The sequence below is a fragment of the Nonomuraea sp. NPDC049129 genome (assembly GCF_040648495.1).
Lineage (GTDB): Bacteria > Actinomycetota > Actinomycetes > Streptosporangiales > Streptosporangiaceae > Nonomuraea.
Map to the genome: position 1 here is coordinate 81,006 of NZ_JBEZDU010000007.1, position 26,013 is coordinate 107,018.

A 26,013-nucleotide genomic window follows, 5' to 3' on the forward strand; every position below is an offset into this window, starting at 1 on the left:
GCTTCGCGGCAATTACTGACGAGGATCCAGGCGATGGAGAGGTACGCATGAGCTCAAGCATGGCCGCGGCCGCCTTGGGTCGATCGGAGGCACGGCCCGGCAGACGCCCGTCGACGCGGCTTCGCTCGCGCCACCAGGGGTCCTCTCGCCAGAGATCAAAGCGCAGCTAAGATCATTCTGTTGGGGGCTCTCATGCGCGTGATCTTGGGAATGGCCGCGAAGCGTCCGGGGGCGGATATCGGGCGGCCCCTCGCCTTGGCCCGGTCGCTGCTCGGTGACGTTTTCCCGGTGCCATCGGAAACCGTCGATGCCGCTGAGTGGGTCGGGCCGGGGAGCCGCCTTGCTCGCCTGGTCCAATGAGCAAGCGGCTGATTCACGCCCACCGCTGATCGTGCGTGCTTACCGGCGCTTTTCCCGGGAAGCCGCCCGCGATCACCGATCTGATTCGTATCGATATCCCGCAGGAGATCTGAGGGAAGGCACCGGAAGTCCGGAATCAAGATCCAGACTGTGTTAAGGTCACGAACCTGCAACGGGGGCTGCAGGGTGACGGCTGCCCCTTTGGGTGTCCTTTCCATGAACCGGGCCGATTCCTCGCCGCGTTCGAAGTCCGCGTCACTAGCCCACACAGACCTGAACTCCCTCATCGGGAAACGTCTGCCAAGGAGAATTACAGATCGTGTCTATTTTCCGAACCAGAACGAGTCGTGCCGTGGTCGCACTGTCCACTGCCTCGGTGCTGTTAGCCGCCGTGACGCCGCCGGCCCAGGCCACCACCGATGGCGGCGGCGTCGCCGCCTTCCTGCGGGACACCATGAACGGTCTGCGCTTCGAGCAGGTCCTCGACCTGGCGCCGCCGGCATCCCCGCAGGCTCGGACGCTTTCCAATGGCGTCGACAAGGACGCGAAGACGGCCGCCGACTACGCCCGGTTGTTCGCCAATGCGGCCGACCCCAAACCCATCGTCCAGCAGCCGCAACTCGACGTGACCGTACTGGAGCTGGACCGGCGGGGCCGGCCGGTGTCGTCCGGCACGGTCCTGATGAGCCCGCAGTATCCGAACGGGATCGTCGTGCCGGTGGACCGGAACTTCCACACTGATCAGGTGCGCTGGCGGCAGTGGGACGACGCCGGATGGTACGCCAACCAGGGCAAGGGCACCATCGACATCGTGCCGGGCCGGGAGAACGCGCCCATCGACTTCATGCTCCCCTACCCGGCCTCCGTCCTGAAACTGATGGTCAACTTCGGGGTGCTGCGCCTGGTGGACAAGGGCGTGATCAAGCTTGACGACACCTACGACTACCAGCCGACCACGGTCAGCTCACTGTGCGGTGGGCCGTCGAGCAACACCATCAGCGCCTACATGGACGCCTCGATCACCTCTTCCTCCAACGCCGCGTCCTGTGCGTTGGTGAAGCTGCTGCACGACAAGGGCGCGGTGGACGAGCTCAACCAGACCTTCCAGGACCTGGGCCTGGAGACCATGCAGCTGAAGAACACCAACCCGGCCAACGGCGGGCGCTGGTCCAACCCGGTCACGATGAACTCGTTGGACACGGCCAAGCTGCTCGCGCTGGTCGATGGCGTACAGGGCACGGCGTGGACCGCCCCCAACGGTTCACCGGTCACCGGCGCGGTGCTGAGCCCCACCTCCCGCCAGGTCTTCAAGAAGCTGCTCGGCGAGCAGGGCTTCAACGACATGCTCTCCACCACCAACCGGTGCGGCAGCGCGTACCCGGCCGCGGGCATCCCGCAGCGGGTGGCTTCGCGGTGGGTGGCCGCCGATGGCACGGTGACGGTCGAGGGCAACAAGTTCGGCAAGGACGTCCGGCCGTGCAACAAGCAGGCGCAGGTCACCTTCGCGCACAAGACCGGCTGGGTCGGCAACTCGGGAGCTGACGCGGGCATCGTACGGTCCCTGCCGGGCAAGGCCGGCCGCCACTACGTCGTCGTGGCCTTCACCAACCTCGGCACCCAGTACGTGGACGCCAACCGGCCGGCGACCGAGCCCGGTGTCTACCCGGTCGCCTACACCGAGAAGCTGGCTCAACTGGGCTCGGCGATCGACCGGTACGAGGCCGCCGGGCTCGCCCAACGCACCAAGAGCTGATCAGCACCAAGAGCTGATCATCCGCAATAGCCTGCCGCGTTGATGGCGGGCCCATGATGCCGATGTTCCCGGCCCGCGAGACCGATGCGGCCGGGAACATCGGCATCATCTGTTCACTCTCATAACGCTTTTTCGGCAGCTGACCAAGAAGGGGTGTAATCGACGAAGGGAGCATGGCCGGTGCGTCGCAAACAGTCGGACATCGCCACAGACCCGGAGGCTTTCGAAGCCTTCTACCGGCGCCACGTTGACGCGATCGCGCGCTTCCTGGCTCGCCGGGTCGATGATCCGCACACGGTCGCCGATCTGGTGGCCGAGGTTTTCGTCGCGGTGCTCGACTCCGCTCACACCTACCGGCCCGGGCTCGGCAGCGAGATCGCGTGGTTGTACGGCGTGGCTCGCAACACTTTGTCGGCCGAGCGGCGGCGGGCGTTCAAGGAGACGAGGCTGGCCGATCGCCTGGGCGGGCGAAGGCTGCTCGACTCCGACGACCTCGCCGAGTTGGAAGAGCGGATCGACGCGGAAAGCGTGGCCAGGCGGGCCTTCCAGGCCATGGCCGGATTACCGGACGGTGATCGCGCGATGCTCGAACTGGTCGTCATCGACCAGCTCACGATCGGCGAGGCGGCCACCGCTCTGGGCATCCGGCAGGGGGCCGCCAGGGCCAGGCTGCACCGCGCCCGCCACGCGCTCAGAAATGTGCCGGAGATGGCGCCCTTCGTCATGGAAGGAATGCGATGAGATTCAAGGAGCAGCTGCTGATGGAGCTCAAAACCGAAATCGCCGCCCGGAACACGGCTAGACGTGTGGTCGTCAGGCGGCGTCTGCTCGCCGGAGCGGCGGTGGCCGCGATGGCGGCCGCGGCGGCCGTCGCGGTGCCATTCCTGACCGGGTCGGAGACCCCGGCCTACGCGGTCACGAAGAACGGCGACGGCTCGGTCACCCTGAAGATCACCGAGTTCAGAAACCCAGATCAGGTGGAGAAGGACCTGGCGACAGCCGGCGTGACCGCCGATGTCTCCTACGTCAAGCCCGGCACCCGATGCGCCCCCGGCCGTGGCGACGCCGACTTCGGCCCCTCGTTCTCCAAGGAGGAGATCACCAGTAAGGATCCCGCGGTCCAGAAGAGGGTCAAGGACGCGATCGAGAACTCGGTGAACAGCAAGACGTTCAAGTTGGGCCGTGGTGAGGTCCGGATCAGTCCGCAGTACATCAAGACGGGGCAGACGGCCGTCATGGAGTTCGTCGAGAACGCGGACCAGACCTCGGGCCCGGAGAAGCCCAGAGCCCTGTGGGGGTTCAGCGGCTATCTCATCACCGGTCCGGTCAAGCCGTGCAAGGTCATCGACGACCCGTCCTGGGACAAGATGCCCGACCCCAAGAAGCACCCCGAGGCATACCCGCCGGCCGGTAGCTGACTCGTGTAGCTGGCCCGCCGCCGGGCAGGCTCCCGCCCGGCGGTGGGCGCTTAACCGAGGGAGGCGGAGCGGTAGCCGTCCGTGGCCGCGATGAGCTCGTGCAGCGTGCCGGGCTCGGCGCCCGCGTGCCCGGCGTCCTCGACGATTCGCAGCTCCGCCTCCGGCCAGGCCAGATGCAGGTCCAACGCCGCGTCCGGCGGCGTCTTCATGTCATAGCGGCCGTTCACGATCACGCACGGGATGTGCCGGATCGCGGCCACGTCGAGCAGCTCGCCCTCCCGCAGGAAACACCCTTGGCTGAAGTAGTGCGCCTCGATGCGGGAGAAGCCCACCAGCTCCCGGTCGTCCAGAGGTGGCGGTGGGGCGGGGAGCAGGGTGTTCGCCGACAGCTCCCAGGCCGCCCAGGCCCGCGCGGCCGGTACGTGCACCTCCGGGTCCTGGTCGGACAACCGGCGATGGTAGGCGGCGACCAGGTCGTCCCGCTCCGCCTCCGGGATGAAACCGCGGAAGGCCGCCCACTCCCGCGGGAACAGCCGGGCCGACCCGGTGCCGGTGAACGCCCACGCGTCATCGGCCTTGCTCGCCAGGTAGACGCCGCGCAGCACCAGCTCGCTCACCCGCTCCGGGTGCCGCCGCGCGTAGGCCAGCGCGAGCGTCGACCCCCACGACCCGCCGAACACCTGCCAGCGTTCGATGCCGAGGTGCCGCCTGAGCCGCTCTATGTCCGCCACGAGGTGCCAGGTCGTGTTGGTCTCCAGCGACACCCCTGGGTCGGCCGCGTGCGGTCGGCTGCGCCCGCAGTTGCGCTGGTCGAACAGGACGATGCGGTACGCCTCGGGATCGAAGAACCGCCGCTGTGGCGGTAACGACCCGCCACCGGGACCGCCATGGAGAAAGACGACAGGTTTCCCGTCGGGGTTGCCGCTGACCTCCCAATAGATCTCGTTCCCGTCGCCCACATCAAGCATCCCGGTCTCGTACGGCTCAATAGGCGGATAAAACGTTCTTTGTCCCATGGGTATCAGACATACACGCCGACGCCGCCTGGCGCGCACGCTCGCCGCTCCTGATTCAGCTACTCGTCAGAAAGCATGTTCAGGAGGTGAAGGAGGCGCCGCTTACCTGATGTCCAAATGGCGAGACATAGTTCTTCCTTTTCCCCGGTGCGACCGTCGCGTCACTGGGTCGCGATCGTTCCGGACGGTGGAGCTGTCACGCTCGTAGGTTGCCGGACATCTACCGGCATGTGACATTCCTGAAGAAGGACGATGATGTGGGCACGGCGGAGTCCCAGCGGCGCTTCGAAGAGATCTACACGGAGCACTACGCCGCCGTCTCCGGCTATGTCCGGCGGCGTACCGACCACCCGGACGACTGCGCCGATGTGATCGCCGAGACGTTCACCACGGCCTGGCGGCGGCTGGCGGACCTGCCGGCCGGTGACGAGGTCAGGCTGTGGCTCTACGGCGCGGCCCGGCGGATCCTGGCCAACCAGCGCCGCGGGACCCTGCGCCGTACGGCCCTGACACTGCGCCTTCGCGAAGAGCTCTCAGCGTACGCCGGCACGACGTTCGACCAGGCCCCGGAAGGGGCCAGGGAGGCGTTCGCGCGCCTGTCGGACGACGACAGGGAGTTGCTGTCACTCGTGGGCTGGGAAGAGCTCAGCCCCACCGAGATCGCCAAGGTGCTGGGCTGCTCGCGGGTGGCGGTGCGCCAGCGCCTGCACCGCGCCCGCAAGCGCCTGGCCCCTGACCCCGGCCCCGGCCTCACACCGGGCGCGCGGGAGATGCTGACCCAGATCATGGACATGGCCGAGCCCGCTCCGCGCGCCCGGCGCACGAGGTGGCGGCCGTTGATCGTGTTGCCGATCGCGGCGGCGCTCGCCGGCGCGGGCTGGTCGGCCACGGTCGTCCTTGGCGCCACGCCCGCCGCCGCGCTGGACATCAAGGACGAAGGTGATCACTACCTCATCGAGGTCAAGGACCTGTACGCCAACAGCGAGGTGTACGAGACACAGCTCAACGACTCGGGCCTCGACATCTCACTCAAGGTCGTGCCCGTCTCCCCTTCCCTCGTGGGCGAGATCTCCCCCGACACCCCGGGATGGAGCGGTGGCCCGTTCCCCTACGCGGACAAGATCAAGACGATCGACCGCCCGGAGGGGTGCGATTTCTCGCGTAGCTGCCCGATCGGGCTCACCATCGCCAAGGACTTCACCGGCAAGGCCGAGATCAAGCTCGGCCGTAAAGGCCGTCCCGGGGAGGAGTACCAAGCAGTCGCCGGCCTGCACGATCGGGGCGAGCCCCTGCACTGCAAGCCGTTCTACAACCGCAGGGTCGGCGAGGTTCGGGGGAGCCTGGCCGCGCTCGGTATTTCCATCACCGACTTCTCGATCAAAAAGCCCGGCCAGCGGGGCGAGGACGCGGAGGTCAGCACATCCGTGCCCGACTCCATGTACGTGACCGGTGGCGGGATGTCCGAGCTCGGCAAGGCCTTCCTCGTCGTCAGCGAGACGCCGATGGACGAGGAGCTCATGCGCACGATCCTCCGGAAGGACGGCTGCGCCGCCGACGAGAAGAGCACGTCATGATCGCCGCCAGGGCGCTGACCGGTGCACTGCTGCTCAAGGTGACCGCCGCGACACCGTTATCGGCCGCCCGGGCGAGCGCCGGACCCGCCGGGAACACGGTGACCCTGATCACCGGTGACCGCGTCATGGTCGCCGGCAAGGGATACCGCGTGACACCCGGCCCTGGCCGGGAGGTGACGCGAACTCGAAGCGGGCCGGGCGGTCTCGGTGGAATCCCGAGCCGACCGGCCCGTTCTCACATGCCCGTGCGATCCCGGGTGAGGCATGATCGGTGTCAGAAACCCGCCACCGGGACCGCCATGGAGAAAGACGACAAGTTTGCTGATCCGCTGATCCGCTGATCCGTCCCAGCCGTTGAGCCGTCAGACGGAGGCGGTGAACAGCTTGCGCATGATCTCCAGAACCTCGTCCCGGTGGTCGGCGGTCATGGGGATCTCGTTGCGGCGCAGTTCGTAGATCGCGGCGTACGTGACCCCGACCGGTGCGGAGAGCGACAGGGACGTGATCACATGGCTGTGCCCAGAGCCGGCCGCGTAGTGATCGGTGGCCTGCGCGGTGGAGTCGGTGTAGGCGAGTACGGCCCTCTTGATCCACGTGGCCAGGAGCGAGCCGTTCGCTCCCAGGACGGCGTTCTTGATCCCGTCGAGCTCCATGGGCAGGATCTTCTTGTCCTGGACGGCCCGCCGCTCCGTCTCGGCGATGGCCTCGGCCTTGGCCGGAGCGTCACCGGGCCCTCTGGACAGCTCGTTCTTGGTCTTGCCGGTCGCGAGGGCGAACGCGTCACAGCGGTTCCAGATCAGTTCGCCCAAAGCGGCGGCGATGGCGTCGATGTTCGTGCGTAACTGGTTCAGGTACCGGTCCGCGAGCGGCCGCGCGGCGAGGGCCAGTACGTAGGCGTCGCGGCGCGACTTGGGGAAGAAGCGCTGCATGTTCTTGTCGTCGGCCTGGCCGATGGTGTCCGCGTGGCGGCTCTGCACCGACGCCATCGCGTCGTTCACGATCATCAGGGTGATGAGACCGACCTGATCCTTGGTCAGCAGGTAGCCGCCCTCGCTGGAGATCGCCTTGGCGCTCTTGGTCAGCTCCGCCAGCAGGGCCAGGGCGGCGGTGTGGCTCGAGGTTCCGGTGAGGTCGTACTTCGCCTTGTACGTGATTCCCGTCGTGCCGGTCACCACGTCCACGTCGTCGCCGGGATCGATCTTCTTGCCCGGCAGCCATCGGGCGGCGTTGATCAGGCAGATCTGGGTGATGGTCGTGGGCTTGGTGTACTGCACGGTGATCTGCACCGTTCCGGTGGCGGTCGCGGGCGCCTTGCGGTACCAGAAGAGCCCTTGCGCCCCGGGTGGGTACATGTTGACCGCCGCGCCCGGGGCGAGGATGATCATGTTGTCCGCGCTCGTCGCGGCCGTCGCCTGGTCGACCTCCTGCTTGATCTGCTGGCGCAGGTTGATGAGCGTGCCGATGTCGGCCTTCATGTTCGCCATCATCGTGTCGATGTTCAGGCCGTCCTGCTCGTGGCCCTCGATGACCCATTCGGCCGAGATGGTGTCGTTGGTGAGCCGGACCCGCCCGCTCTTGCAGACCTGGTGGTCGCTGTTGCGCTGAGCGCCCAGCCAGGCCTGGTTCGCGGGGTCGATGCTGTAGACACCGATGTTCTCGCCGCCGATGGTCAGCGTCCTGGCCGGGGCGACTGCCGTGCCCGGGTTCACGTTCCCCGGGAAGGACACCAGGTTCGTGAGGTTGGGGTCCTCGGTGTACTCGAGTCCGCCGTAGACGCTCAATTTCCTAACCCCCTTCATACGGGCCGTCAGGCGCGCGCACCCGGGGACACGCTGGGTCGCCAGGGGGCTGGAATCGCTGCGTCGCTGAAGCCGCCTCATGGTATGCCGGGCCGCCGCGGCCGCCTAGGCCCAGATTCGGCCCCGGGGTCCTGGCAGCCGGGAGCGCCCAGGGCCTCCCGTTGGGGTGGTCCTGGGCGCTGTGGCGGCGAAGCTCAGCCTGGTTGACGGACTACCAGACCTGGAGCAGGGCGCCGAATTCCAGGTCCACGTCCCAGACGCGGGAGAATACGATCACGGATCCGCCATCGGCGGCGCCGCAGTACACCTTCTTGCTGACGGCCGAGGTGATGCCCTGTGCGGCGACCTCGTCGAACCAGTTGGTGTAGGAGTAGATCGGGCCCCCGCTGTCACCGTGTGCGACGGCGCAGCCGCCGACGACGCTTTTGGCGCGGACCATGTGCTTGACGTACTGACCGTTGGTGTAGGTGCCGCTCCAGCCGGTCTCGGTCACCTTGATCAGGCAGTTCTCGCCCAGAGTGGCCCCGGAGTTGCAGACGAAGTTGCCCACGTGCGCCTTCCACAGCGCCACCACCTTGTTGCTGGTGGAGGCGGTGTTGCTGCCGTCGAAGACGTTCGCGGTCGCGTCGGCGAGCACGATCGCGGCGTCTCGCTTGGCGACGCGCCAGGACAGCTGACCCATGTAGTTCGCCGGGCTGATGCCTCCGCCGTCGTAGAACTGGTCCCCGACATTGCCGCAGTGAGCGGCGGTGAGGAACCCCGGGGTGCCGTACTTGTCGACGACCGCGAAGCCGGAGCTGCAGCCCGCCCCCGACTGCTGGTTCCAGGTCCGGCCGCCCGCGTAGTAGCTCGGCACGTCGTCCTGCCTGCTGTAGGCCGGGCTGAACTCCTCTCCTGTCTCCAGCGTGATCGGCGCGCTCGTGCCGCTGGGCCGCTGCAACTGCTGCGGGTCGGCGTCCTCCCCGGTGACCGAGAGCCGGATGCCGCTGCCGTCCGGCTGCGGCGCCGCGCCGCTCGCCTGGCCGGCCTCGGCCCACTTCTCGGCCTCCCGCAGGAGTTGCGCGTTGGTGTAGGCGGCCGGCAGTACGGCCACCGGAGCCGTCTGCCGTCCCTGGTCGATCGTGGTCTGTACGGCCGGCGGCACCGTGCCCCGCCAGTACAGGCGTACCTCGTGGTTCTCCGGTGCGACGACGATCCCCGCGTAGCCCTCGGCGTTCTCGGCCGACTCGATGATGCGGTCGGCCACCCCGTTCAGCCGAGTCTGCTCCGAGAACAGCGCCTTCCAGTCGGCGAACCCGCCCGGCACCGCCCCCCGCGGCCCCGTCGCGTCCCTGTCCGGCGTCTTGCCGCCCGGGTCGTCGATGGCCCGCGTGGTCACGGCCGGGTCGTCGGTGGCGGTCTGCGCCGTGGCTGCCCCCGCGCCCAGAAAGGGCAGCAGCGCACAGGCGGTGCTGAGGATGGTCAGGCGTAAGCGGACTTTCTGCTGCATGAGTGAAACCCCCGTGTCTGTGACAAACGCGAGTCATCACAGCATGGGGATCACGGTTTGTTCCGCGTCCAATTACGGGGGCGGTGTGTGCACCCCGCCCTTGTGCCTGATCAAGGTCAGGCTCAGGGAGCGGTTCCCGTGGGTAGGGTCGTACGAATGAATCGCGTCTGCCTGGTCACCGGGGCCAACCGGGGCATCGGATTGGAGGTCTCTCGCCAGCTCGCGCTGGCCGGGGACACCGTCATCCTGACCGCCAGGGATCTGGGGAAGGCGGAGAAGGCGGCGAGTGGACTGCGCGGGACCGTGGAGCCGCGGCAATTGGATGTCGGTGATCCGGTGTCGGTGCGCCGGTTCGTCGAGGAGTTGCCGTACGACAAGGTAGATGTCCTGGTCAACAACGCCGCCATCCACTACGACACCTGGCAGCGAGCCGAGAACGCCGACCTCGACGTCGTGCGGGAGGCACTGGAGACGAACCTGCTGGGGACCTGGCGGGTCACGTTGGCGCTGCTGCCGTTGCTGCGGGCCGGCGATCACGGGCGGGTGGTGAACGTCTCCAGCGAGGCCGGGTCGCTGGCCGTCATGGGCGGCGGCACCCCGGCCTACACCGTGTCGAAGACCGCGCTCAACGCGCTGACCAGGATGCTGGCCGCCGAGCTGCGCGAGGATCGGATCCTGGTGAACTCCGTCTGCCCTGGGTGGGTGGCCACCGACATGGGCGGGCCCGGCGGGCGGCCGGTCGACGAGGGGGCGCGGAGCGTGCTGTGGGCGGTGGATCTGCCGGATGGCGGGCCTACCGGGGGATTCTTCCGTGATGGCGAGGCTCTGGCCTGGTAAGCCGCCCGTCAGCCGGTGGTCCGGCGGCGGTGGGCCTTCTGCCTGCAGGCGCCGCCGCAGAAGCGGGGTGGGCGGCCGGTGCGGGACGTGTGAATGACGGTGCCGCACTCCTCGCAGCGGGCGGACTCGGTAGGGGTTTCGTTACGGGTCTTCTGTTTCGTAACGGGTTTCGTTACGGTGGGCAGCGGAGAGCGTCCGGTGCGGAGGCCGTCGAGGACGAGGGCGGTGGTCCTGCCCGGGGTGGTGCTGTGCGTCTCCATCGTGAGGCATCCCGCCATTAGGGCCATGACGTCCGTCAGCTGCGCGTCCGGGCGTACGGCTCCGGCCTGGCGGGCCCGGTCGAGCAGGGCGGCGAGGGCGGTGCCGTAGCGTCGCCGGGCCTCCAGCGCCATCTCCGCCTTGAGGCCGGAGGCGAAGGATTCGCAGAGCGCCTTGTTGAGTCCGGCCTGCTCGACGGTCGAGGCGAAGGCGGTGAAGAACGCCTCCCCGGTCTCCGCTTCGCCGGTGGCCAGCAGGGCGGTGAGCTCGTCGGCCAGGCGTTCGATCCGGTCGTGGACCACCGCCTCGAACAGCGCCTCCTTGCTGGGGAAATGCCGGTAGACCGTGCCCGCGCCGACGCCCGCGCGTCTGGCGATCACGTCGAGTGGCACTGACAGCCCCTCCGCCGCGAACGCCTCTTGGGCGGCCTCCAGCACGCGGGCGCGGTTGTGCCGGGCGTCCGCGCGAGCGGCGATCGTCATGTGGCCTCCCATGCGCCGGTCTCTGGTGCCCGGATTGACAACCGGAACGTGCGTTCCGTAGCGTCTAAGCGGGTTGACCGTTCCGATTCTATGCACAACGAGGAGTTCGCATGTCCGTACCGACATACCCGACCCCCCGAGAGGTCGTCGATCGCTTCCTGCGGGCGTCCGTGGACGGCGGGCTGGCCGACATGTACGCCCCCGACGTCGTGATCGAAATACCGTTCGCCCCGGCCGGCATCCCTCGGCGCACGCAGGGACGTGAGGAGCTGCGGGCCAGGTTCGAGGCCGCCAAAGGCGTGCTGCGCTGGGAGCGGACGGACAACGTGCTGATCCACGAGACCGCGGACCCCGAGGTGGTCATCGTGGAGTTCGAACTCCACGGCTCTCTCGTCGCCTCGGGGCGGCCTGTCGTCTCGACGTACATCATGGTCGTCCGGGTGCGGGAGGGCTTGATCGTCCATTCCCGGGACTACGGGAACCCCATGGGCATGGAGGAGTACCGCGAGGAGTTGATGAGCGCGCTGAACTCCTAGCGCGCGTACCTCATGAGGACCGCGCCGTTGCCGAACGTGCGCGTCGCGGTCAGGTTGAACGGGGTCGGGCGGAACTCGCCGTCGAAGGCGGGGATGCCCGACCCCGCGACCACCGGGTACGCCTTGACGACCAGCTCGTCGATCTCCGGCAGCAGCGTGCCGGCCAGCTTGCCGCCGCCACAGAGCCAGATGCCGAGCCCGTCGTCCTCCTCCTTCAGGCGGCGCACCAGCGCGAGAGGGTCGCCGGAGACGAGCTCCACCGCCGGGTCGGCGATCTCCGGGATCGTGCTGGAGAAGACGTATTGCCGCAGGTGGGCATAGGGGCTGGTCACGCCGACGTCGAGGACCGGCCCGTAGGTGCCCCGGCCCATGAGGACGGTGTCGAAGCGTTTGTTGGGGGCGTCGAAGCCGATCTGCTTCCGGATGTGGGTGGGGACGGTCTCGGGGAACTCCTCGTTGGCGTAGGCGGCCAGGTCATCGGACAGGGGGTAGAAGTCGAACTCGCCGTTCGGGCCGGCGATGTAGCCGTCGATGGACGTCGCGACGTAGTAGGTGAGCTTTCGCAATCGAGTCACTCCATCTGTAGTACTTAGATCGAAGTGATGCAACCGTAGTACTACATCTAGAGTGGTGTCAAGGCTGCGACGATGGAGGACATGAGGCGCGCGAAAGAGACGGACAGGGGTGCGGTCGAGGAGCTCGTACAGGCGGCCTACCAGCCGTGGGTGGCCGTCATCGGCGCGCGGCCCCGCCCTATGGAGGCCGACTACGCCGAGCTCATCTCCGAGGGCCGGGTACACGTGACAGACGGCGATCTCGACGGGCTCATCGTGCTGATCCCCGAGAACGGGGTGCTCTACGTCGACAACGTCGCGGTACGCCCCGGCCTCCACGGCAAAGGCATCGGCCGGAGCCTGCTGGCCTTCGCCGAGCAGGAGGCGCGGCGGCTCGGCCTGCCTGCCCTGCGCCTCTACACCAACGTCAAAATGGCCAGGAACATCGCTCTGTACGAGTCGCTCGGCTACGTCGTGACCGGCCGCAAGGAACGCGAGGGCCGCACGGTCGTGGCCATGCGCAAACAGCTTCCGTGACGGCGGCTCAGCCCGTGAGGACGCCGAGGAGGTGGGTCACCTCGCGGGCCACCGCGTCGCGGCCCGCCCGCAGGTACTTACGCGAGTCGACCACCTTCTCGTCGCCGGCCAGGTAGTCGCGTACGGCACCGGTGAACGCCTTGTTCAGGTGCGTGGCGATGTTGATCTTCTTCATGCCGTGCCGTACGGCCGCGCGCAGGGTGTCGTCGGGCACCCCCGACGAGCCGTGCAGCACCAGAGGGACCGCCACGGCGGCGCGGAGCTCGGCGATGAGGTCCAGGTCGAGTACGGCGTCCTTGGTGGTCATCGCGTGCGAGGTGCCCACGGCGACGGCCAGCGCGTCGACGCCGGTACGCGCCACGTAGTCCACCGCCTCGTGCGGCTTGGTCCGCGCGCCCGGCGCGTGCACGCCGTCCTTGCCGCCCACCTCGCCCAGCTCGGCCTCCACCCACACGCCGCGCTCGTGGCACCAGGCGGCCACGTCGGCGGTGGCGGTCACGTTCTCCTCGTCGGGCAGCGCCGACGCGTCGAACATCACCGAGCCGACGCCCAGCTCCACCGCCTCCTCGACCAGGGCGCGATCGGTGGCGTGGTCGAGATGCACCGCCACCGGCACCACGGCCCCCCTGGCGACCGCGAGGCAGGCGAGCGCGATGGGTTCCAGGGCGCCGTGGTAGCGGACGCAGTTCTCGCTGATCTGCAGGACGACCGGCAGGCCCAGGGCCTCGGCGCCCGCGACGATGGCGGTGGCGTGCTCCAACTGGATCACGTTGAACGCGCCCACTCCCGCAGGTGATTCGCGGACGATGTCGCCGATTCGGGCGAGGGGCATGACGGCTCCTTTGACGGTTCCTCAGGCGATTCTTCAGATGGCGAAGGCTCGGATGACGAGGGCTCGGACGACGAAGGCTCAGGCGGTGAAGGCGGTTTCTCAGGCGATGACGATGCGGGGGTGGATGTCGGCGTAGACGTCGCGGTCGAAGTCGCCCGCCACGGGCGCCGCGACCGCCGCCGCGCCCAGTGCCGCCGCCCGGATGAGCCGCTCGGGCCACGGGGACCGCTCCACGAGCCCCAGCGCCAGCCCGGCGACCAGCGAGTCACCGGCACCGGTCGGATTACCTTCCACCTTGTACGGCATGCGCGCCCGGAAAATCCCGTCGGGCGTGACGGCCAGCAGACCGTCGGCGCCCATCGACACGACCACCGACTCGGCCCCGCGACCGCGCAGCGCCTGCGCGCCCTCCTCGGGACCGCCTTCCGGCACGGCCCGCGCGAGCTCCTCGGCGTTCGGCTTGACGATCGAGGGGCGGCCACCGGGCGCGTGCCGCAGCGGCTCGCCGTCGGCGTCCACGATGGCGGGCACGCCGTGCTCGGCGGCGACGGCGGCCAGCGTCGCGTACGCGTCGAGCGGCACACCCCTGGGCAGGCTGCCCGAGATGACGACCGCCTCCGCCGTGGCCAACAGGTCGGTGAAACGGCCGACCATCCGCCCGAACTCGACCGCCGTGACCTCCGGCCCCGGCTCGTTGAACAGCGCGGTCTGGCCTCCGGAACCCCGCCCGACGCCCGCCACGGCGCTGGCTCCGGGACCCTGCTCGTCGCCCGCCACGGCCTGGCCGGAATCCGCGACCACCAGCGTCGTGCGCGAGTCGGCCGCGATCTCCACGAAGGCGTGCGGCAGTCCGGCCGCCTGGAGGTCGGCCTCGATGGCCTGGCCGGTCGGGCCGCCCGCGAGGCCGGTGACCAGCACGTCCTGGCCGAGCGCGGCCAGGACGCGGGCCACGTTGACGCCCTTGCCGCCGGCCCGCCGGTGTACGGCGGCGACGCGGTTGACCCCGTCCCAGTCGACGCGGGGCACCTGGTAGGTGACGTCGAGGGCGGCGTTGAGCGTCACGGTGAGGATCATCAGGGCTCCACGACCCAGGCTCCGCGCTTCATCACGCCCGCTACCTCCAGCTCGTCGGACAGGACCACCAGGTCGGCCGCCTTGCCCACGGCGATCGAGCCGGCGCGGTCGGCGACGCCCAGCACACGGGCCGGCGTCAGTGAGGTGAGCTGGACCGTCTCGGACAGCGTCAGGCCCATCTCCTGGACGGCGCGGCGGAAGGCCACGTCCATGGTGAGCGTGCTGCCCGCGATCGAGTCGCCTTCGGCCAGCCTGGCGACGCCGTCGGTGACGATCACGTCCATGGAACCCAGCACATACGTACCGTCGCCCATGCCGGCGGCGGCCATCGCGTCGGTGATCAGCGCGGTCCTGGCGGGCCCGGCCACCTCGTAGGCCAGCCGCAGCATGGCCGGGTGCACGTGCACGCCGTCGTTGATCAGCTCGATCGTGACCCGCTCGTCCTCCAGCAGCGCGGCGATGGGGCCGGGGGTACGGTGGCCGAGCGGCGGCAGCGCGTTGTAGAGGTGCGTGGCCACGGTCGCGCCGGCCTCGATGCCGGCCAGCGTCTGCTCATAGGTGGCGTCGCTGTGGCCGAGCGCGGCGAGCACGCCCTCGGCGGCGGCCATGCGGATCGTCTCAAGGGCGCCGGGCAGCTCGGGGGCGATGGTCAGCATGCGTACGTGCCCGCGTCCGGCCTTCAGCAGCTCGCCGAACTCCCGAGGAGACGGCTCACGCAGCAGCCCGGGGTTGTGGGCGCCGCAGCGGGCCCGTGAGATGTACGGGCCTTCGAAATGGATGCCGGCCAGCAGGCCGTCGTCGCACAGCTCGGCCAATGACGACGTGGCGCGGGCCAGGTCGTCGAGCGCGCCGGTCACCAGGCTGGCCACCATCGTCGTGGTGCCGTGGCGCTCGTGCAGCGCCACGGCGTCACGCGCTCGGTCCTGCTCGCCGGTCGGGAACGAGCCGCCCGCTCCGCCGTGGTTGTGCAGGTCGACGAAGCCGGGCACCACGTGCCGCCCGCCCAGGCTGTGGCCCGCGCGAGGGGCGGCTCCGTGCCCGACGTGCGTGATGCGGCCGTCTTCTATGGTCAACCATCCGTCGTGGACTCCCTCGGGAGTCACGATGCGGGCGTCGGCAAGAGTAAGGCTCATGAAGAAAGGATCACAGATCGGGTGAGGTGCAGGGGCTCGTCCGGGTCGAGACCCCTGGCGAACGCCCTGGCGACCGCGACCCGCTGCGCCCTGATCAGCTCGGCCATCGGGTCGAGGCCGGTCTGGAAGAATGTGCCGCCGGTCTCCTCGACCTGCTCGCGCAGGCCCTCGGGGGCGGCGCCGAGCATCCAGGTGACACGGCCGGGGCCGGCGATGCTGATGGGGCCGTGACGGTATTCCATCGCCGGGTACGCCTCGGTCCACGACCGTGACGCCTCACGCATCTTCAGCGCGGCCTCCTGGGCCAGGCCGACCGACCAGCCGATGCCGAGGAAGCTGAACTGCTCCGCGTCGGTGAGCTCGGCGGGGAGCGGGGCCGCCACGGCCTGCTCGGCGTCGGCGATCGCCTGGGTGAGGTCCTCGCCCAGGCTGGCGCGGAGCATGGCCAGCTGCGTGGTGGCGAACCGGGTCTGCACGACCGACTGCTCATCGGCGTAGTCGAGCACGATGACGTCGTCCGCGGCCGTCATGACCGGTGTGTTCGGGTCGGCGGTGATGGCCGTGGTCCTGGCGTCGGTCCTGCGCAGGAGTTCGAGCACCTCGGTCGTGGTGCCGGAGCGCGTCAGAGCCAGCACGCGGTCGTACGAGCGGCCGTTGGGGGCCTCCGAGGCGGCGAACGCGTCGGTCTCGCCCAGCCCCGCGCGCTCGCGCAGGGTGGCGTAGGCCATCGCGATGAACCACGACGTCCCGCAGCCGACGACGGCGACCCGCTCACCGGGGCGGGGCAGCGCGTCGACGGGTACGTCCGCGACGGCGCGACGCCAGCACTCGGGCTGGGAGTCGATCTCGGCCTCGGTGTGGGTGGTCACCACTTGCCTCCCCGGCGATTGATTGTTTCTGCTGTTTTTATAGCATAAAGGAGCAGAAATTTGCACCGGTGGCTTGACCTCCCAGGTTGTGCCACGCTTGGCCCGACGGATCTCAAAGGGGAGGCATCGTGTCCCGCTACGATCGTTGGAACGCGATTCTCGAGCTGCTCGCGCAGGAAGGACGGCTCTCCGTCGAGGAGGCCGCCCAGGAGCTCGACGTCTCCACCGCCACGATCCGCCGCGACTTCGACCAGCTCGCGCAGCAGCAGATGCTCATGCGCACGCGGGGCGGGGCCGTCGCGCAGAGCGTCAGCTACGACCTCCCGCTGCGCTACAAGACCGCCCGGCACGCCGACGAGAAACACCTCATCGCCGCGGCGGCCGCCGAGCTGGTCTCGCCGGGCGCCGTGATCGGGCTCAACGGCGGCACCACGACCTCCGAGCTGGCCCGCACGCTGGCCACCAGCCCAGCACTCGAATCGGGCGTCACCATCGTCACCAACGCCCTGAACATCGCCTCGGAGCTCACGGTCCGCCAGCACGTCAAGATCGTGGTCACGGGCGGCGTGGCCAGGCCGCAGTCCTACGAGCTCATCGGTCCGCTGGCGTCGGGCGTGCTCGAACAGGTGACGCTCGACGTGGCCTTCCTCGGCGTGGACGCGCTCGACGTGGAGCTGGGCGCCTCGGCCCACCACGAGGGGGAGGCCAGCGTCAACCACCTGCTCATCAGTCGTGCCGCGCAGGTCGTGGTGGTGGCCGACTCCTCCAAGATCGGTAAGCGGGCGTTCTCCCGCATCTGTCCCATCAACCAGATCGACACGCTCGTCACCGATGCCCAGCTCTCCGACTCCCTCGCCGGCGAGCTGACCGACGCGGGGGTAAAGGTCATCCGCGCCTGACGCCCCCGCATTCCCGCCTCCGCCTCAGGGTGTTCCCCAACACTTCCGCGGGCCGTAACGGCGCTCGGCCACCATCCGGTCAGAGGCCGTCTCCTGGAGGACCCCAGGCATGGTCGGCGGGTGGCGGGTAACCCATGCTTGCCGTACAAGAGCCTTCTCCTGAGGACCCCAGCCATGGTCGGCGGGTGGCGAGTAGCCCATACGTGCCGTACAAGAAAAGAGTGGAGTTTGTCGCAGAAGAGCCTGCGGCGGGTAAGAGGAGGGGCATGGCGGGAAGGGGAATCGCCCGGCTTGGGCCTGGAGAGCGGACCTCGGCGCTGGATTGGATGGGGGCACAGGAACTCGACGTGGTCGTGGTCGGCGGGGGAGTCGTCGGCGCGGGGATCGCGCTCGACGCCGTCACCCGAGGGCTCGACGTCGGCCTGGTGGAGGCGCGCGACTTCGCTTCCGGTACGTCGTCGCGATCCTCCAAGCTGATCCACGGCGGCCTGCGCTACCTGGAGCAGCTCAATTTCGAGCTGGTCAGGGAGGCGCTGCAGGAGCGGGCGCTGCTGTTGCAGCGGATCGCGCCGCATCTGGTCCGGCCGGTGCCGTTCCTTTTCCCGATGACCCACCTCGGGTGGGAGCGCCCGTACGTGGGGGCGGGGGTGGCCCTCTACGACACGCTGGGGTTCGCCACGGGGCTGGCTCGCGGGGTTCCGGGGCATCGGCACCTGTCCAGGAGCAGGGCGTTGCGGCTGGCGCCCGCCTTGAAGCGGACCGCGTTCACGGGCGCGGTGCAGTACTGGGACGCGCAGGTCGATGACGCGCGCTACGTGATGACGATGCTGCGTACGGCGGCCACCTACGGCGCGCACGTGGCGCCACGGGCCCAGGTCGTGGGGTTCCTGCGCGAGGGGGAGCGGGTCACCGGGGTGCGGGTGCGCGATCTGGAGAGCGGCGCCGAGCTGGACGTACGCGCCCGGCAGGTGGTCAACGCGACCGGCGTGTGGAGCGACGACATCCAGGAGCTGGTGGGCGGCCGGGGACAGATCCATGTACGGGCGTCGAAGGGCGTCCACCTGCTGGTGCCGCGCGACCGGATCCACTCGCTCACCGGAATCATCCTTCGCACCGAAAAATCCGTACTTTTCGTGATTCCGTGGGGGCGGCACTGGATCATCGGGACCACCGACACCGAGTGGAAGCTGGACAAGGCGCATCCCGTGGCGTCGCGGGTCGACATCGACTACCTCCTCGACCACGTGAACGCCGTCCTGTCCGTGCCACTGACGCGGGACGACGTCGAGGGCGTCTACGCGGGGCTGCGGCCGCTGCTGTCGGGTGAGTCGGAGGAGACGTCGAAGCTGTCGCGTGAGCACGTGGTGGCGCATCCGGTTCCCGGTCTGGTGATGATCGCCGGCGGGAAATATACGACTTATCGGGTTATGGCGAAGGACGCCGTCGACGCCGTCGCCCACGGGCTCGACCAGCGGGTGCCGAGGTCGTGCACGGACCGCATCCCGCTCGTGGGCGCCGAGGGCTACCAGGCGAGGTGGAACGCCAGGCACCGGCTCGCCCACACCTCGGGCCTGCACGTGGCCCGCATCGAGCACCTGCTCCAGCGGTACGGCTCGCTCGTCGACGAGGTCCTGGAGCTGATAGACCACGACAGGTCGCTGGCCCGGCCGCTCGGCGGGGCCGACGACTACCTGCGCGCGGAGATCGTCTACGCGGCCACCCACGAGGGCGCCAGGCATCTCAACGACGTACTGACCAGGCGGACGCACATCTCGATCGAGACCTTCCACCGCGGCCTGGCCAGCGCCCACGAGGCCGCCGAGCTCCTCGCCCAGCCGCTCGGCTGGGACGGGGAGCAGGTCAAGCGCGAGGTCGAGTACTTCACCAAGCGCGTCGAGGCCGAACGCCTGTCCCAGGAGCAGGACACCGACCAGGAGGCCGACGCGATCAGACTCGGCGCACCCGAGATCGTGCCGGTCGCCCTCCCGGAGCAGTGACGCCTTTCAACGGCCCTCTCATTGGGGCTTTTAGTGGAGTGGGATGTACGCCTGCTCGGCCAGCGTGGTCGCGTCGTTGACCTGGACGCCGTCCGTGGAGACGGTCCAGATCGAGTCGCCGATGACCATCGCGCGCTGGATGCTCGGCTGGTACGCCCCGTCCTTCGGCCGCTGGACCGGATGCTTGATCATGCCGAGCTTCGTCACCGCGGCGTCGTCGATCTTCAGGACCACGGCGCCGATCTCCTCCTTGTTCTCCGCGTAGGTGTTGAGCGGAATGACCGACAGGCCGGTCTTGGGCCAGTACAGGAACGCGTGCGGGTCCCACTCCGCCTCGGAGCCCGAGTTCTTCTGGAACATCTGCGACAGCCGCTTCGGATTCGCCGGGTCGCTGACGTCGAAGAGCGAGATCTGCGTGCCGAGCGTCCTGCCCTTCTCGCTGGCCTCCTGCCCGATCCCGATCAGCCGGCCGTCGGCGCCGGGGTGGAGGTAGGCGGAGTAGCCGGTGATCTTCAGCTCGCCGGTCACCTTGGGGGCGGCCGGGTCGCGCAGGTCGAGCGTGTAGAGCGGGTCTACCTGCTTGAACGTGACGCAGTAGCCGACCGGGCCGATGAACCGGACCGAGTAGATGCGCTCGCCCTCGCCCAGGCCGCCCACCTCGCCGACCTTGTCCAGGGTGTCGGCCTTGAGGACGTACACGCTGCTGGTGCTGGTCTTCTGGGCCTCGGAGTTGAGCGTGGTGGCGACGCGCAGGCTGCCCTCGTACTCCGACAGCGAGTACTGGTTCAGCAGCCGTCCGGGCACCTTGCCCGAGGCCACATAGGAGGGCGGACCCGGCTTGCTGATGTCGAACCGGTGAACCTCGGTCTCCTCAGGCGGGGCAGTCGGGGTGGGCTCGGGGCTGACGGTGGTTTGGGCCGAAGGGCTGAGGGTGACCTTGGCCGAGGGGCTGGGCTCGGTCGGGTCGGGTTCGGTGGCGGGGGCCTGGGGTGTGTCCTCCACGGCCGCCAGCGGCACCGGCCACCACCAGCGCGGATTGCTGCTCACGTACAGACTCTGGCCGGTGCCGTAGACCGTGTCGCCGTCGGCCGCGAGGCTGATCGGGTCAGTGCCCGCCTCCGTGAGGCCCTGGGCCAGGTCGATGGTGTGCACGGTCAGCAGCGAGGTGCCGGTGTAGTCGGCCGGATGGCTGACCCGCGCGCAGTCGACCGTCTTCTTGGTGACGGTCCCAGCCGCGTCCGTGATCTGGATCTTGGGCAGCCAGGCGTCGAGCGGCGCCCGGCGTACCGCGTCCGCGTTCGCCTTCTTCATCTCGGCCTCGGAGGCGTTCTGCTTCGGCTCCGGGAAGGTGATGTCGGGCTGGCTGCGGGTGACGAGCCTGACGGTCGAGCCGACCATCCTGGCGTCCACGTACGTGCCCTGCGGCTTGATCGTCCCGAGCACCTTGGGCTCACCGGACAGGTCCACCAGCAGGTATCTGGTCTCGCCGACAGGCGCGAACCCCTTGTACATGATGTCGCCCCCGCGATACAGCACCAGCGCGCGGTCGCCCGAGACGAGCAGGTCGGCGGGGGCGTAGGCGGGCTCGTCGGCCTTGGTGAGCTTGACGGATCCGGTGATCTTCCTGGTGGCCGTGTCGATGATCCGCAGCGTGCCGCCCGCGACCGTGATGATCCGGTTGCCGTCGGTCTTGACCAGGTCGGGCTCGTCCACTCCCGCCTCGTGGGTGTTGGTCGTGGAGTGCTCCGGGGCGGCGTCGTTGGTCGCCTCCATGGACTTCTGGCGGGTCATGTACATGGGCACCGGGCCGCCGAAGCCCCACTGGCCGACGTTGCTCGCCGCGTGCTCGCGCAGCCCGGCGAGCATGTCGTCGCACCCGTTGTAGGAGACCAGGCGCACCTGCAGGCGCTGCTTCACGGGCGTGGTGCCCCCCGGCGCCGAGGTGCAGGCGGAGATGGCCGTCGCGAGGGCCGCCCCGGCCACGACCGTACGGATCAGCGTCTTCATGACCTCATTGACGGATCTCCGCGCCGAGCGGTTCACGATCATCCAGGGGGGTCGACCGTGAAGACCGGGCTGAAGTCAAGGTTCTCGGGGATGTCGAGCAGCTTGCGCACCAGTTTGCCCTGGAAGTCGACCACCTGGATCTCGTCCCTGGTGGAGTTGTCCTGCTCCCAGCAGTAGAGGTGGGTCTCGTCGTACCAGCCGAGGACCTTGTCGCAGTCGGAGGTGAACCGGCGGACCCGGTTGCCGATCTCCGTGTTCCAGACGCAGTGGTCGCCGTCTCCGCCCTTGGGGCAGTTCGTGATGAACACCTTGCCAGAGGGGGAGAAGATGTCCTGCGTGCCGGAGGCCAGTGAGCCGATGTTCGCCATGGTGCGGGTGGCCTTGCCGCTCGTGTCGAAGAAGCGCAGGCCCCGCCCGGGGGACATGTTGACCACGCCCTCCTCCTCGCCGTCCCAGCCGAAGGCGGTCTTGCGGATCGAGGTGTCGGACACGGTGACCACCTTGGCGTCCTCCGCGGCCACGTCCACGATGACGAAGCCGAGGTAGAGCCAGTCCTTGCCCGATTCCTTCTCGATGTTGAGCAGGATCTTCTTGCCGTCCTTCGACCAGGCGCGGATGCTGCTGATCAACGGCTTGCGGACGGTCTTGATCGAGGTCCTGTCGCCGGACCGCCGGTCGGTGATGATCACCGAGTCGTAGTTGTCGGAGGTGTAGTTGCGGCCGCGGCCGACCATGGAGTGGCCGTCGGGCGAGACCAGCGTCTCCCAGTTGCCGGAGTATTTCGTGAACGTGCCGCGCAGCGAGTTGCGGGCGTAGTCGATCCAGTCGTCGGCCTTCTTGTTGTAGACCTCGTACGAGGTCAGCGTGATCGGGTCGGCCGAATTCTCGTACAGCGAAATGGCGCCGCCGGGTATTGCCCGCTTCGTGCCCCTCCGCGGCACGCCCGTCGGCGTGGTGCTGGGATTCCTGGCGGACGCCGTGGTGGAGGCGCGGCTGTTGGCGGTCAGTGTGGCGGCCGGGGGCTTGGTCTGGCTGATGACCACGCCGACGCCGGCCAGCACGAGCAGCGCGACGGCCACGGTCACGCCGATGACGATGGGCGCCCTGCTCTTCTTCTGCTGGGAGTGTCCGGCGGTGTACGGGCTCGGGTGCGTCGGCCGGTGGTCGCCCGTGTGCGGGTATCCGCCGCCGCCGCCCATGGACGGCGGTCCGTGGTGGTGGCCGGGCACCGAAGGCGGCCCTCCAGGCATGGAGGGCGGCCCCATGTGAAGAGGTTGACCGGTCACGGGCGGTTGACCGTAGGGCGCCGCCTGCCAGGGCTCCGCCGGGGCGGCGGCCGCCGCGGCCTGGGCGAGCATGCCGGAGTTGGGCACCGGGTGCTGCAGCAGGCGCATGATCACCTGCTCCGCCGTCGGCCGCTGCGCCGGATCCTTGGACAGGCACGCGGCCACCACGTCGAGCAGCGGACCGTGCAGCCCGCTCATGTCCGGCTGGTGGTTCAGCACCCGGTTGATCACCGCGGGCATCGTGTCGCTGCCGAACGGCGAGCGTCCCGAGGCGGCGAACACGATCGTGCTGCCCCACGAGAACAGGTCGGCCGCCGGCCCGACGGTGTGGCCCATCACCTGCTCGGGCGGCATGTACGAGGGCGTGCCGACGGGCATGCTGCTGATCGTCGAGGTGGCGTTGAGCGCCCTGGCGATGCCGAAGTCGATCACCCGTGGCCCGTCGGCGCCGATGATCACGTTGGCCGGTTTGAAGTCACGGTGCACGATCCCGGCCTGGTGGATCGCGGCCAGCGCGGTCGCCGTGCCGATGGCCAGGCGGTGCAGGGCCGTGCCGGTGCGCGGGCCCTCCTCCTGGACGACCCGCTGGAGGGAGGGGCCCTCGATGAACTCGCTGACGATGTACGGCCGGTCGTGCTCGATGCCCGTGCCGAGCACCGCGGCGGTACAGAACGGCGCCACCTGCTGGGCGACCTGGACCTCCCGCAGGAACCGGCCCACGCTCACCTCGTCGCCGGCCTGGTCGGGGCGCAGCCACTTGACCGCCACGTGTGTGCCCGCCGGGTCTCTGGCCAGGTAGACGACGCCTTGGCCGCCTTCGCCCAGCCGTCCTAGGAGAGGCAGACCGCCGAGCCTCTCGGGGTCTCCCGGTCTGAGTGGCGCGAAGGAAGGCATAAAGGGATTCTGTCCCCATGCCATGGATTGGCAAAAACTACCCGCCGGTAGCGATCCGGAATAACCTGCTGCCATGCATGTGACGTCCAGCGGCAAGACGACCGAGATCACCGCACCGTTCACCGGCGAACCCCTTGCCGACCTGCCGGTTTCCGGGGTGGATGACGTACATGAGGCATATGGGAAGGCGCGGGCGGCGCAGGCGGAGTGGGCCGCGCGGCCGGTCGCGGAGCGGGCGCGGCCGTTCCTGCTGCTGCACGATGCGATCCTCGACCGCAGGGACGAGATCCTCGACATCGTCCAGAACGAGACCGGCAAGGCCCGCAAGCACGCCTTCGAGGAGGTGCTGGACGTGGCGGGCTGCAGCCTCTACTTCGCCCGGCGCGCGCCCGGCCTGCTCGCCCCGCGCCGGCGCGCCGGCATCTTCCCCGTGGCCACCCGGGTGACGGAGCTGCGCCGGCCCAAGGGTGTGGTCGCGCTGATCACGCCGTGGAACTACCCGCTCTCCCTGGGCGTCACCGACGCCGTGCCCGCGCTGCTCGCCGGCAACGCCATCGTGCACAAGCCCGACACCCAGACCGCCCTGTCGACGCTGTGGACCATCGACCTGCTGGCCGAGCTGGGCCTGCCGCGCGAGGTCTGGCAGGTCGTGCTCGGCGAGCCCGCCGAGGTCGGCGACGCGCTGCTCGACGGCGCCGACTATGTGGCCTTCACCGGCTCCACCCGGGGCGGCAGGAAGATCGCCGAGGAGGCCGCCAAGCGGCTCATCGGCTGCTCGCTGGAGCTCGGCGGCAAGAACCCGATGGTGGTGCTCGACGACGCCGACCTGGACCTCGCCGTCCAGGGTGCGATCCGCGCCTGCTTCACCAACGCGGGCCAGCTCTGCCTGTCGATCGAGCGCCTGTACGTGCACACCACCGTGTACGACGCCTTCGCGGAGCGCTTCGCCGCACAGGCCGCCGACCTCAAGATGGGCGCGGGCCACGACTGGTCGGTCCAGATGGGCTCGCTCACCTCGCGGCGCCAGCTGGACGCGGTCAGCGCGCACGTGGACGACGCCGTGGCCCACGGCGCCACCGTGCTGACCGGCGGCAAGGCCAGGCCCGACCTCGGCCCGCTGTTCTACGAGCCCACCGTGCTCTCCGGGATCACCGAGGAGATGCGGCTCTGCCGCAACGAGACGTTCGGCCCGGTGGTCGGCCTCTACCGGTTCTCCTCGGATGACGAAGCGGTGGCGCTGGCCAACGACACCATCTACGGGCTCAACGCTTCCGTCTGGACCTCCGACCTCGCGCGGGGGCGCGCGCTCGCCGCCCGGATCAAGGCGGGCACGGTCAACATCAACGAGGGGTACGGCTCGGCGTACGCCTCCTACGACGCGCCGATGGGTGGCATGAAGGCGTCCGGGCTGGGCCGCCGGCACGGAGCCGAGGGCCTCCTCCGCTACACCGAGGCGCAGACGGTTGCCTCGCAGGCCACGTGGCTGGGCTTCGAGCCGCCTTTCGGCATGACGTACGACAAATGGGCGGGCGCCCTGGTCACCACGCTCAAGACGATGAAGAGGCTGCGCCTTAAGTAGGGCCTTAAGTAGGTATGTGAGGGATGCGGGGCGGAATACCGCGTGCGGCGCGGGTGTCATGATCTCCATGGAGATTCGTTACGTCGGCGGCCCGACCGCGGTCCTGGAGATCGGCGGGGTGCGGCTGCTGACCGACCCCACATTCGACCCGCCCGGCGACTACCCGATCGGGAACCGGGCGCTGATCAAGACGGCCGGACCGGCGTTCGGGCCGGACGACGCCGGGACCGTGGACGCCGTCCTGCTCTCCCATGACCAGCATCCCGACAACCTCGACAAGGCCGGGCGCGCCTTCCTGTCCTCGGCGCCGGTGGTGCTGTCGACGGGCTCGGCGGCCGAGCGGATCGGCGAGCCGGTGCGGGCGCTGCCGAACTGGACGCACACCGAGCTGGTACGCCCCGGCGGCGGCGCGCTGCGGATCACCGGCGTGCCCGCGCAGCACGGGCCTGACGGGAGCGAGCACCTGGTGGGCGAGGTGACCGGGTTCGTACTGAGCGGCGAGGCACTGCCGACCGTGTACGTGAGCGGCGACAACGCCTCCCTGGACGTGGTCAGGGACATCGCGGCGCGGGTCGGGCCGGTGGACGTGGCGGTGCTGTTCGCCGGAGGGGCGCGGACGCCGCTGGTGGGTGACGCGTACCTGACGCTGACCAGCGACGACGTGGCCGAGGCGGCCGAGATCCTGGGCGCCCGTTATGTGGTGCCGCTGCACTTCGAGCACTGGGGACACTTCACGCAGGGCCGGGACACGCTGGTCAAGTCTCTCGCGGGGCTCGGCGACCGCGTGCACCTGCTGGAGCCGGGCGAACGGGTGACCCTCTCATAGGGGA

Annotated in this window: 23 protein-coding genes; 12 read left to right on the forward strand and 11 right to left on the reverse strand. The window is 69.2% G+C overall.

What is annotated here, in order from left to right:
• Positions 1 to 679 precede the first annotated feature (679 nt).
• The 3 genes from AB0B64_RS23140 to AB0B64_RS23150 all read left to right on the forward strand — a co-directional run bounded on the left by AB0B64_RS23140 (position 680) and on the right by AB0B64_RS23150 (position 3,531).
• Positions 680 to 2,113, forward strand: coding sequence for a serine hydrolase (locus tag AB0B64_RS23140; RefSeq protein WP_358179513.1), 1,434 nt, complete (start codon positions 680 to 682; stop codon positions 2,111 to 2,113).
• Positions 2,114 to 2,293: 180 nt separating this feature from the next.
• On the forward strand, positions 2,294 to 2,854 hold the full coding sequence (locus AB0B64_RS23145) for a sigma-70 family RNA polymerase sigma factor (RefSeq protein ID WP_357948309.1): 561 nt from the start codon (positions 2,294 to 2,296) through the stop codon (positions 2,852 to 2,854).
• A complete protein-coding gene (locus AB0B64_RS23150; protein ID WP_357948311.1) occupies positions 2,851 to 3,531 on the forward strand; it encodes a hypothetical protein in 681 nt (226 codons plus the stop codon). Before AB0B64_RS23145 ends, AB0B64_RS23150 begins: the two co-directional genes overlap by 4 nt.
• A 50-nt stretch (positions 3,532 to 3,581) precedes the next feature.
• Here the strand turns inward: AB0B64_RS23150 and pip are convergent, their stop codons facing one another.
• Entirely contained in the window at positions 3,582 to 4,547 is a 966-nt protein-coding gene (gene pip, locus AB0B64_RS23155; RefSeq protein WP_357948314.1) for a prolyl aminopeptidase, read from the reverse strand.
• Between the two features lie 209 nt (positions 4,548 to 4,756).
• Between pip and AB0B64_RS23160 the strand changes: the two genes are divergently transcribed.
• Positions 4,757 to 6,121, forward strand: a complete 1,365-nt coding sequence (locus tag AB0B64_RS23160; protein ID WP_358179515.1) for a sigma-70 family RNA polymerase sigma factor — start codon at positions 4,757 to 4,759, stop codon at positions 6,119 to 6,121.
• A complete protein-coding gene (locus AB0B64_RS23165) occupies positions 6,118 to 6,462 on the forward strand; it encodes a hypothetical protein (protein ID WP_358179517.1) in 345 nt (114 codons plus the stop codon). Before AB0B64_RS23160 ends, AB0B64_RS23165 begins: the two co-directional genes overlap by 4 nt.
• Positions 6,463 to 6,483: 21 nt before the next feature.
• Here AB0B64_RS23165 and AB0B64_RS23170 read toward each other — a convergent pair whose 3' ends face one another.
• Together AB0B64_RS23170 and AB0B64_RS23175 are read right to left on the reverse strand one after the other, a co-directional pair.
• On the reverse strand, positions 6,484 to 7,902 hold the full coding sequence (locus AB0B64_RS23170; protein ID WP_358179519.1) for a hypothetical protein: 1,419 nt from the start codon (positions 7,900 to 7,902) through the stop codon (positions 6,484 to 6,486).
• Positions 7,903 to 8,131: 229 nt separating this feature from the next.
• The gene (locus tag AB0B64_RS23175) at positions 8,132 to 9,409 is read right to left on the reverse strand and encodes a S1 family peptidase (protein ID WP_358179521.1); all 1,278 of its coding nucleotides are present in this window, start codon (positions 9,407 to 9,409) and stop codon (positions 8,132 to 8,134) included.
• 156 nt (positions 9,410 to 9,565) lie between these two features.
• Between AB0B64_RS23175 and AB0B64_RS23180 the strand changes: the two genes are divergently transcribed.
• Positions 9,566 to 10,246 (forward strand): SDR family oxidoreductase, encoded by a 681-nt coding sequence (locus AB0B64_RS23180; protein ID WP_357948325.1) that lies wholly within the window; start codon positions 9,566 to 9,568, stop codon positions 10,244 to 10,246.
• Positions 10,247 to 10,254: 8 nt separating this feature from the next.
• On the opposite strand, the gene AB0B64_RS23185 is transcribed toward AB0B64_RS23180, so the two are convergent.
• Positions 10,255 to 10,986, reverse strand: a complete 732-nt coding sequence (locus tag AB0B64_RS23185) for a TetR/AcrR family transcriptional regulator (RefSeq protein ID WP_358179523.1) — start codon at positions 10,984 to 10,986, stop codon at positions 10,255 to 10,257.
• Positions 10,987 to 11,096: 110 nt separating this feature from the next.
• On the opposite strand from AB0B64_RS23185, the gene AB0B64_RS23190 reads away from it, so the two are divergent.
• Positions 11,097 to 11,522: a nuclear transport factor 2 family protein gene (locus AB0B64_RS23190; protein WP_358179525.1), complete on the forward strand. Its 426-nt coding sequence runs from the start codon at positions 11,097 to 11,099 to the stop codon at positions 11,520 to 11,522.
• Here AB0B64_RS23190 and AB0B64_RS23195 read toward each other — a convergent pair.
• Positions 11,519 to 12,088, reverse strand: a complete 570-nt coding sequence (locus AB0B64_RS23195) for a dihydrofolate reductase family protein (protein WP_357949471.1) — start codon at positions 12,086 to 12,088, stop codon at positions 11,519 to 11,521. The genes AB0B64_RS23190 and AB0B64_RS23195 overlap by 4 nt on opposite strands.
• Positions 12,089 to 12,178: 90 nt before the next feature.
• Between AB0B64_RS23195 and AB0B64_RS23200 the strand changes: the two genes are divergently transcribed.
• Entirely contained in the window at positions 12,179 to 12,613 is a 435-nt protein-coding gene (locus AB0B64_RS23200; protein ID WP_358179527.1) for a GNAT family N-acetyltransferase, read from the forward strand.
• 7 nt (positions 12,614 to 12,620) lie between these two features.
• Here AB0B64_RS23200 and AB0B64_RS23205 read toward each other — a convergent pair whose 3' ends face one another.
• The 4 genes from AB0B64_RS23205 to AB0B64_RS23220 all read right to left on the reverse strand — a co-directional run bounded on the left by AB0B64_RS23205 (position 12,621) and on the right by AB0B64_RS23220 (position 16,521).
• The gene (locus AB0B64_RS23205) at positions 12,621 to 13,445 is read right to left on the reverse strand and encodes a class II fructose-bisphosphate aldolase (protein WP_357948335.1); all 825 of its coding nucleotides are present in this window, start codon (positions 13,443 to 13,445) and stop codon (positions 12,621 to 12,623) included.
• A 99-nt stretch (positions 13,446 to 13,544) separates the two neighbouring features.
• A complete protein-coding gene (locus AB0B64_RS23210) occupies positions 13,545 to 14,519 on the reverse strand; it encodes a 1-phosphofructokinase family hexose kinase (RefSeq protein ID WP_357948338.1) in 975 nt (324 codons plus the stop codon).
• Positions 14,519 to 15,652 (reverse strand): N-acetylglucosamine-6-phosphate deacetylase, encoded by a 1,134-nt coding sequence (gene nagA / locus AB0B64_RS23215; RefSeq protein ID WP_357948341.1) that lies wholly within the window; start codon positions 15,650 to 15,652, stop codon positions 14,519 to 14,521. The genes AB0B64_RS23210 and nagA overlap by 1 nt, the downstream gene beginning before the upstream one ends.
• The gene (locus AB0B64_RS23220) at positions 15,649 to 16,521 is read right to left on the reverse strand and encodes an SIS domain-containing protein (protein ID WP_357948344.1); all 873 of its coding nucleotides are present in this window, start codon (positions 16,519 to 16,521) and stop codon (positions 15,649 to 15,651) included. Before AB0B64_RS23220 ends, nagA begins: the two co-directional genes overlap by 4 nt.
• A gap of 128 nt (positions 16,522 to 16,649) precedes the next feature.
• Here AB0B64_RS23220 and AB0B64_RS23225 point away from each other — a divergent pair, with 128 nt between their 5' ends.
• Positions 16,650 to 17,420: a DeoR/GlpR family DNA-binding transcription regulator gene (locus AB0B64_RS23225; protein ID WP_357948347.1), complete on the forward strand. Its 771-nt coding sequence runs from the start codon at positions 16,650 to 16,652 to the stop codon at positions 17,418 to 17,420.
• A 266-nt stretch (positions 17,421 to 17,686) separates the two neighbouring features.
• Positions 17,687 to 19,417: a glycerol-3-phosphate dehydrogenase/oxidase gene (locus AB0B64_RS23230; RefSeq protein WP_357948350.1), complete on the forward strand. Its 1,731-nt coding sequence runs from the start codon at positions 17,687 to 17,689 to the stop codon at positions 19,415 to 19,417.
• A gap of 30 nt (positions 19,418 to 19,447) precedes the next feature.
• Here the strand turns inward: AB0B64_RS23230 and AB0B64_RS23235 are convergent, their stop codons facing one another.
• A complete protein-coding gene (locus AB0B64_RS23235; RefSeq protein WP_358179529.1) occupies positions 19,448 to 21,424 on the reverse strand; it encodes a beta-propeller domain-containing protein in 1,977 nt (658 codons plus the stop codon).
• A gap of 38 nt (positions 21,425 to 21,462) precedes the next feature.
• Positions 21,463 to 23,604 carry a serine/threonine-protein kinase gene (locus tag AB0B64_RS23240; protein ID WP_358179531.1) on the reverse strand — a complete coding sequence of 714 codons (2,142 nt, stop codon included), beginning with the start codon at positions 23,602 to 23,604 and terminating at the stop codon, positions 21,463 to 21,465.
• Between the two features lie 73 nt (positions 23,605 to 23,677).
• Here AB0B64_RS23240 and AB0B64_RS23245 point away from each other — a divergent pair, with 73 nt between their 5' ends.
• Together AB0B64_RS23245 and AB0B64_RS23250 are read left to right on the forward strand one after the other, a co-directional pair.
• Positions 23,678 to 25,183: a succinic semialdehyde dehydrogenase gene (locus AB0B64_RS23245; protein ID WP_358179533.1), complete on the forward strand. Its 1,506-nt coding sequence runs from the start codon at positions 23,678 to 23,680 to the stop codon at positions 25,181 to 25,183.
• Between the two features lie 67 nt (positions 25,184 to 25,250).
• Complete coding sequence (locus AB0B64_RS23250) at positions 25,251 to 26,009, forward strand: MBL fold metallo-hydrolase (protein ID WP_358179535.1); 759 nt, start codon at positions 25,251 to 25,253, stop codon at positions 26,007 to 26,009.
• Positions 26,010 to 26,013 lie beyond the last annotated feature (4 nt).

Excerpts from the sequence above, each read along its gene's own strand:
- AB0B64_RS23180 (WP_357948325.1), top strand. The coding sequence starts at position 9,566 with ATGAATCGCGTCTGCCTGGTCACCGGGGCCAACCGGGGCATCGGATTG.
- AB0B64_RS23150 (WP_357948311.1), top strand. The coding sequence starts at position 2,851 with ATGAGATTCAAGGAGCAGCTGCTGATGGAGCTCAAAACCGAAATCGCC.
- AB0B64_RS23245 (WP_358179533.1), top strand. The coding sequence starts at position 23,678 with ATGCATGTGACGTCCAGCGGCAAGACGACCGAGATCACCGCACCGTTC.
- pip (WP_357948314.1), bottom strand. The coding sequence starts at position 4,547 with ATGGGACAAAGAACGTTTTATCCGCCTATTGAGCCGTACGAGACCGGG.
- AB0B64_RS23230 (WP_357948350.1), top strand. The coding sequence starts at position 17,687 with ATGGCGGGAAGGGGAATCGCCCGGCTTGGGCCTGGAGAGCGGACCTCG.
- AB0B64_RS23235 (WP_358179529.1), bottom strand. The coding sequence starts at position 21,424 with ATGAAGACGCTGATCCGTACGGTCGTGGCCGGGGCGGCCCTCGCGACG.
- nagA (WP_357948341.1), bottom strand. The coding sequence starts at position 15,652 with ATGAGCCTTACTCTTGCCGACGCCCGCATCGTGACTCCCGAGGGAGTC.
- AB0B64_RS23185 (WP_358179523.1), bottom strand. The coding sequence starts at position 10,986 with ATGACGATCGCCGCTCGCGCGGACGCCCGGCACAACCGCGCCCGCGTG.
- AB0B64_RS23210 (WP_357948338.1), bottom strand. The coding sequence starts at position 14,519 with ATGATCCTCACCGTGACGCTCAACGCCGCCCTCGACGTCACCTACCAG.
- AB0B64_RS23175 (WP_358179521.1), bottom strand. The coding sequence starts at position 9,409 with ATGCAGCAGAAAGTCCGCTTACGCCTGACCATCCTCAGCACCGCCTGT.
- AB0B64_RS23205 (WP_357948335.1), bottom strand. The coding sequence starts at position 13,445 with ATGCCCCTCGCCCGAATCGGCGACATCGTCCGCGAATCACCTGCGGGA.
- AB0B64_RS23200 (WP_358179527.1), top strand. The coding sequence starts at position 12,179 with ATGAGGCGCGCGAAAGAGACGGACAGGGGTGCGGTCGAGGAGCTCGTA.
- AB0B64_RS23250 (WP_358179535.1), top strand. The coding sequence starts at position 25,251 with ATGGAGATTCGTTACGTCGGCGGCCCGACCGCGGTCCTGGAGATCGGC.
- AB0B64_RS23165 (WP_358179517.1), top strand. The coding sequence starts at position 6,118 with ATGATCGCCGCCAGGGCGCTGACCGGTGCACTGCTGCTCAAGGTGACC.
- AB0B64_RS23190 (WP_358179525.1), top strand. The coding sequence starts at position 11,097 with ATGTCCGTACCGACATACCCGACCCCCCGAGAGGTCGTCGATCGCTTC.
- AB0B64_RS23240 (WP_358179531.1), bottom strand. The coding sequence starts at position 23,604 with ATGCCTTCCTTCGCGCCACTCAGACCGGGAGACCCCGAGAGGCTCGGC.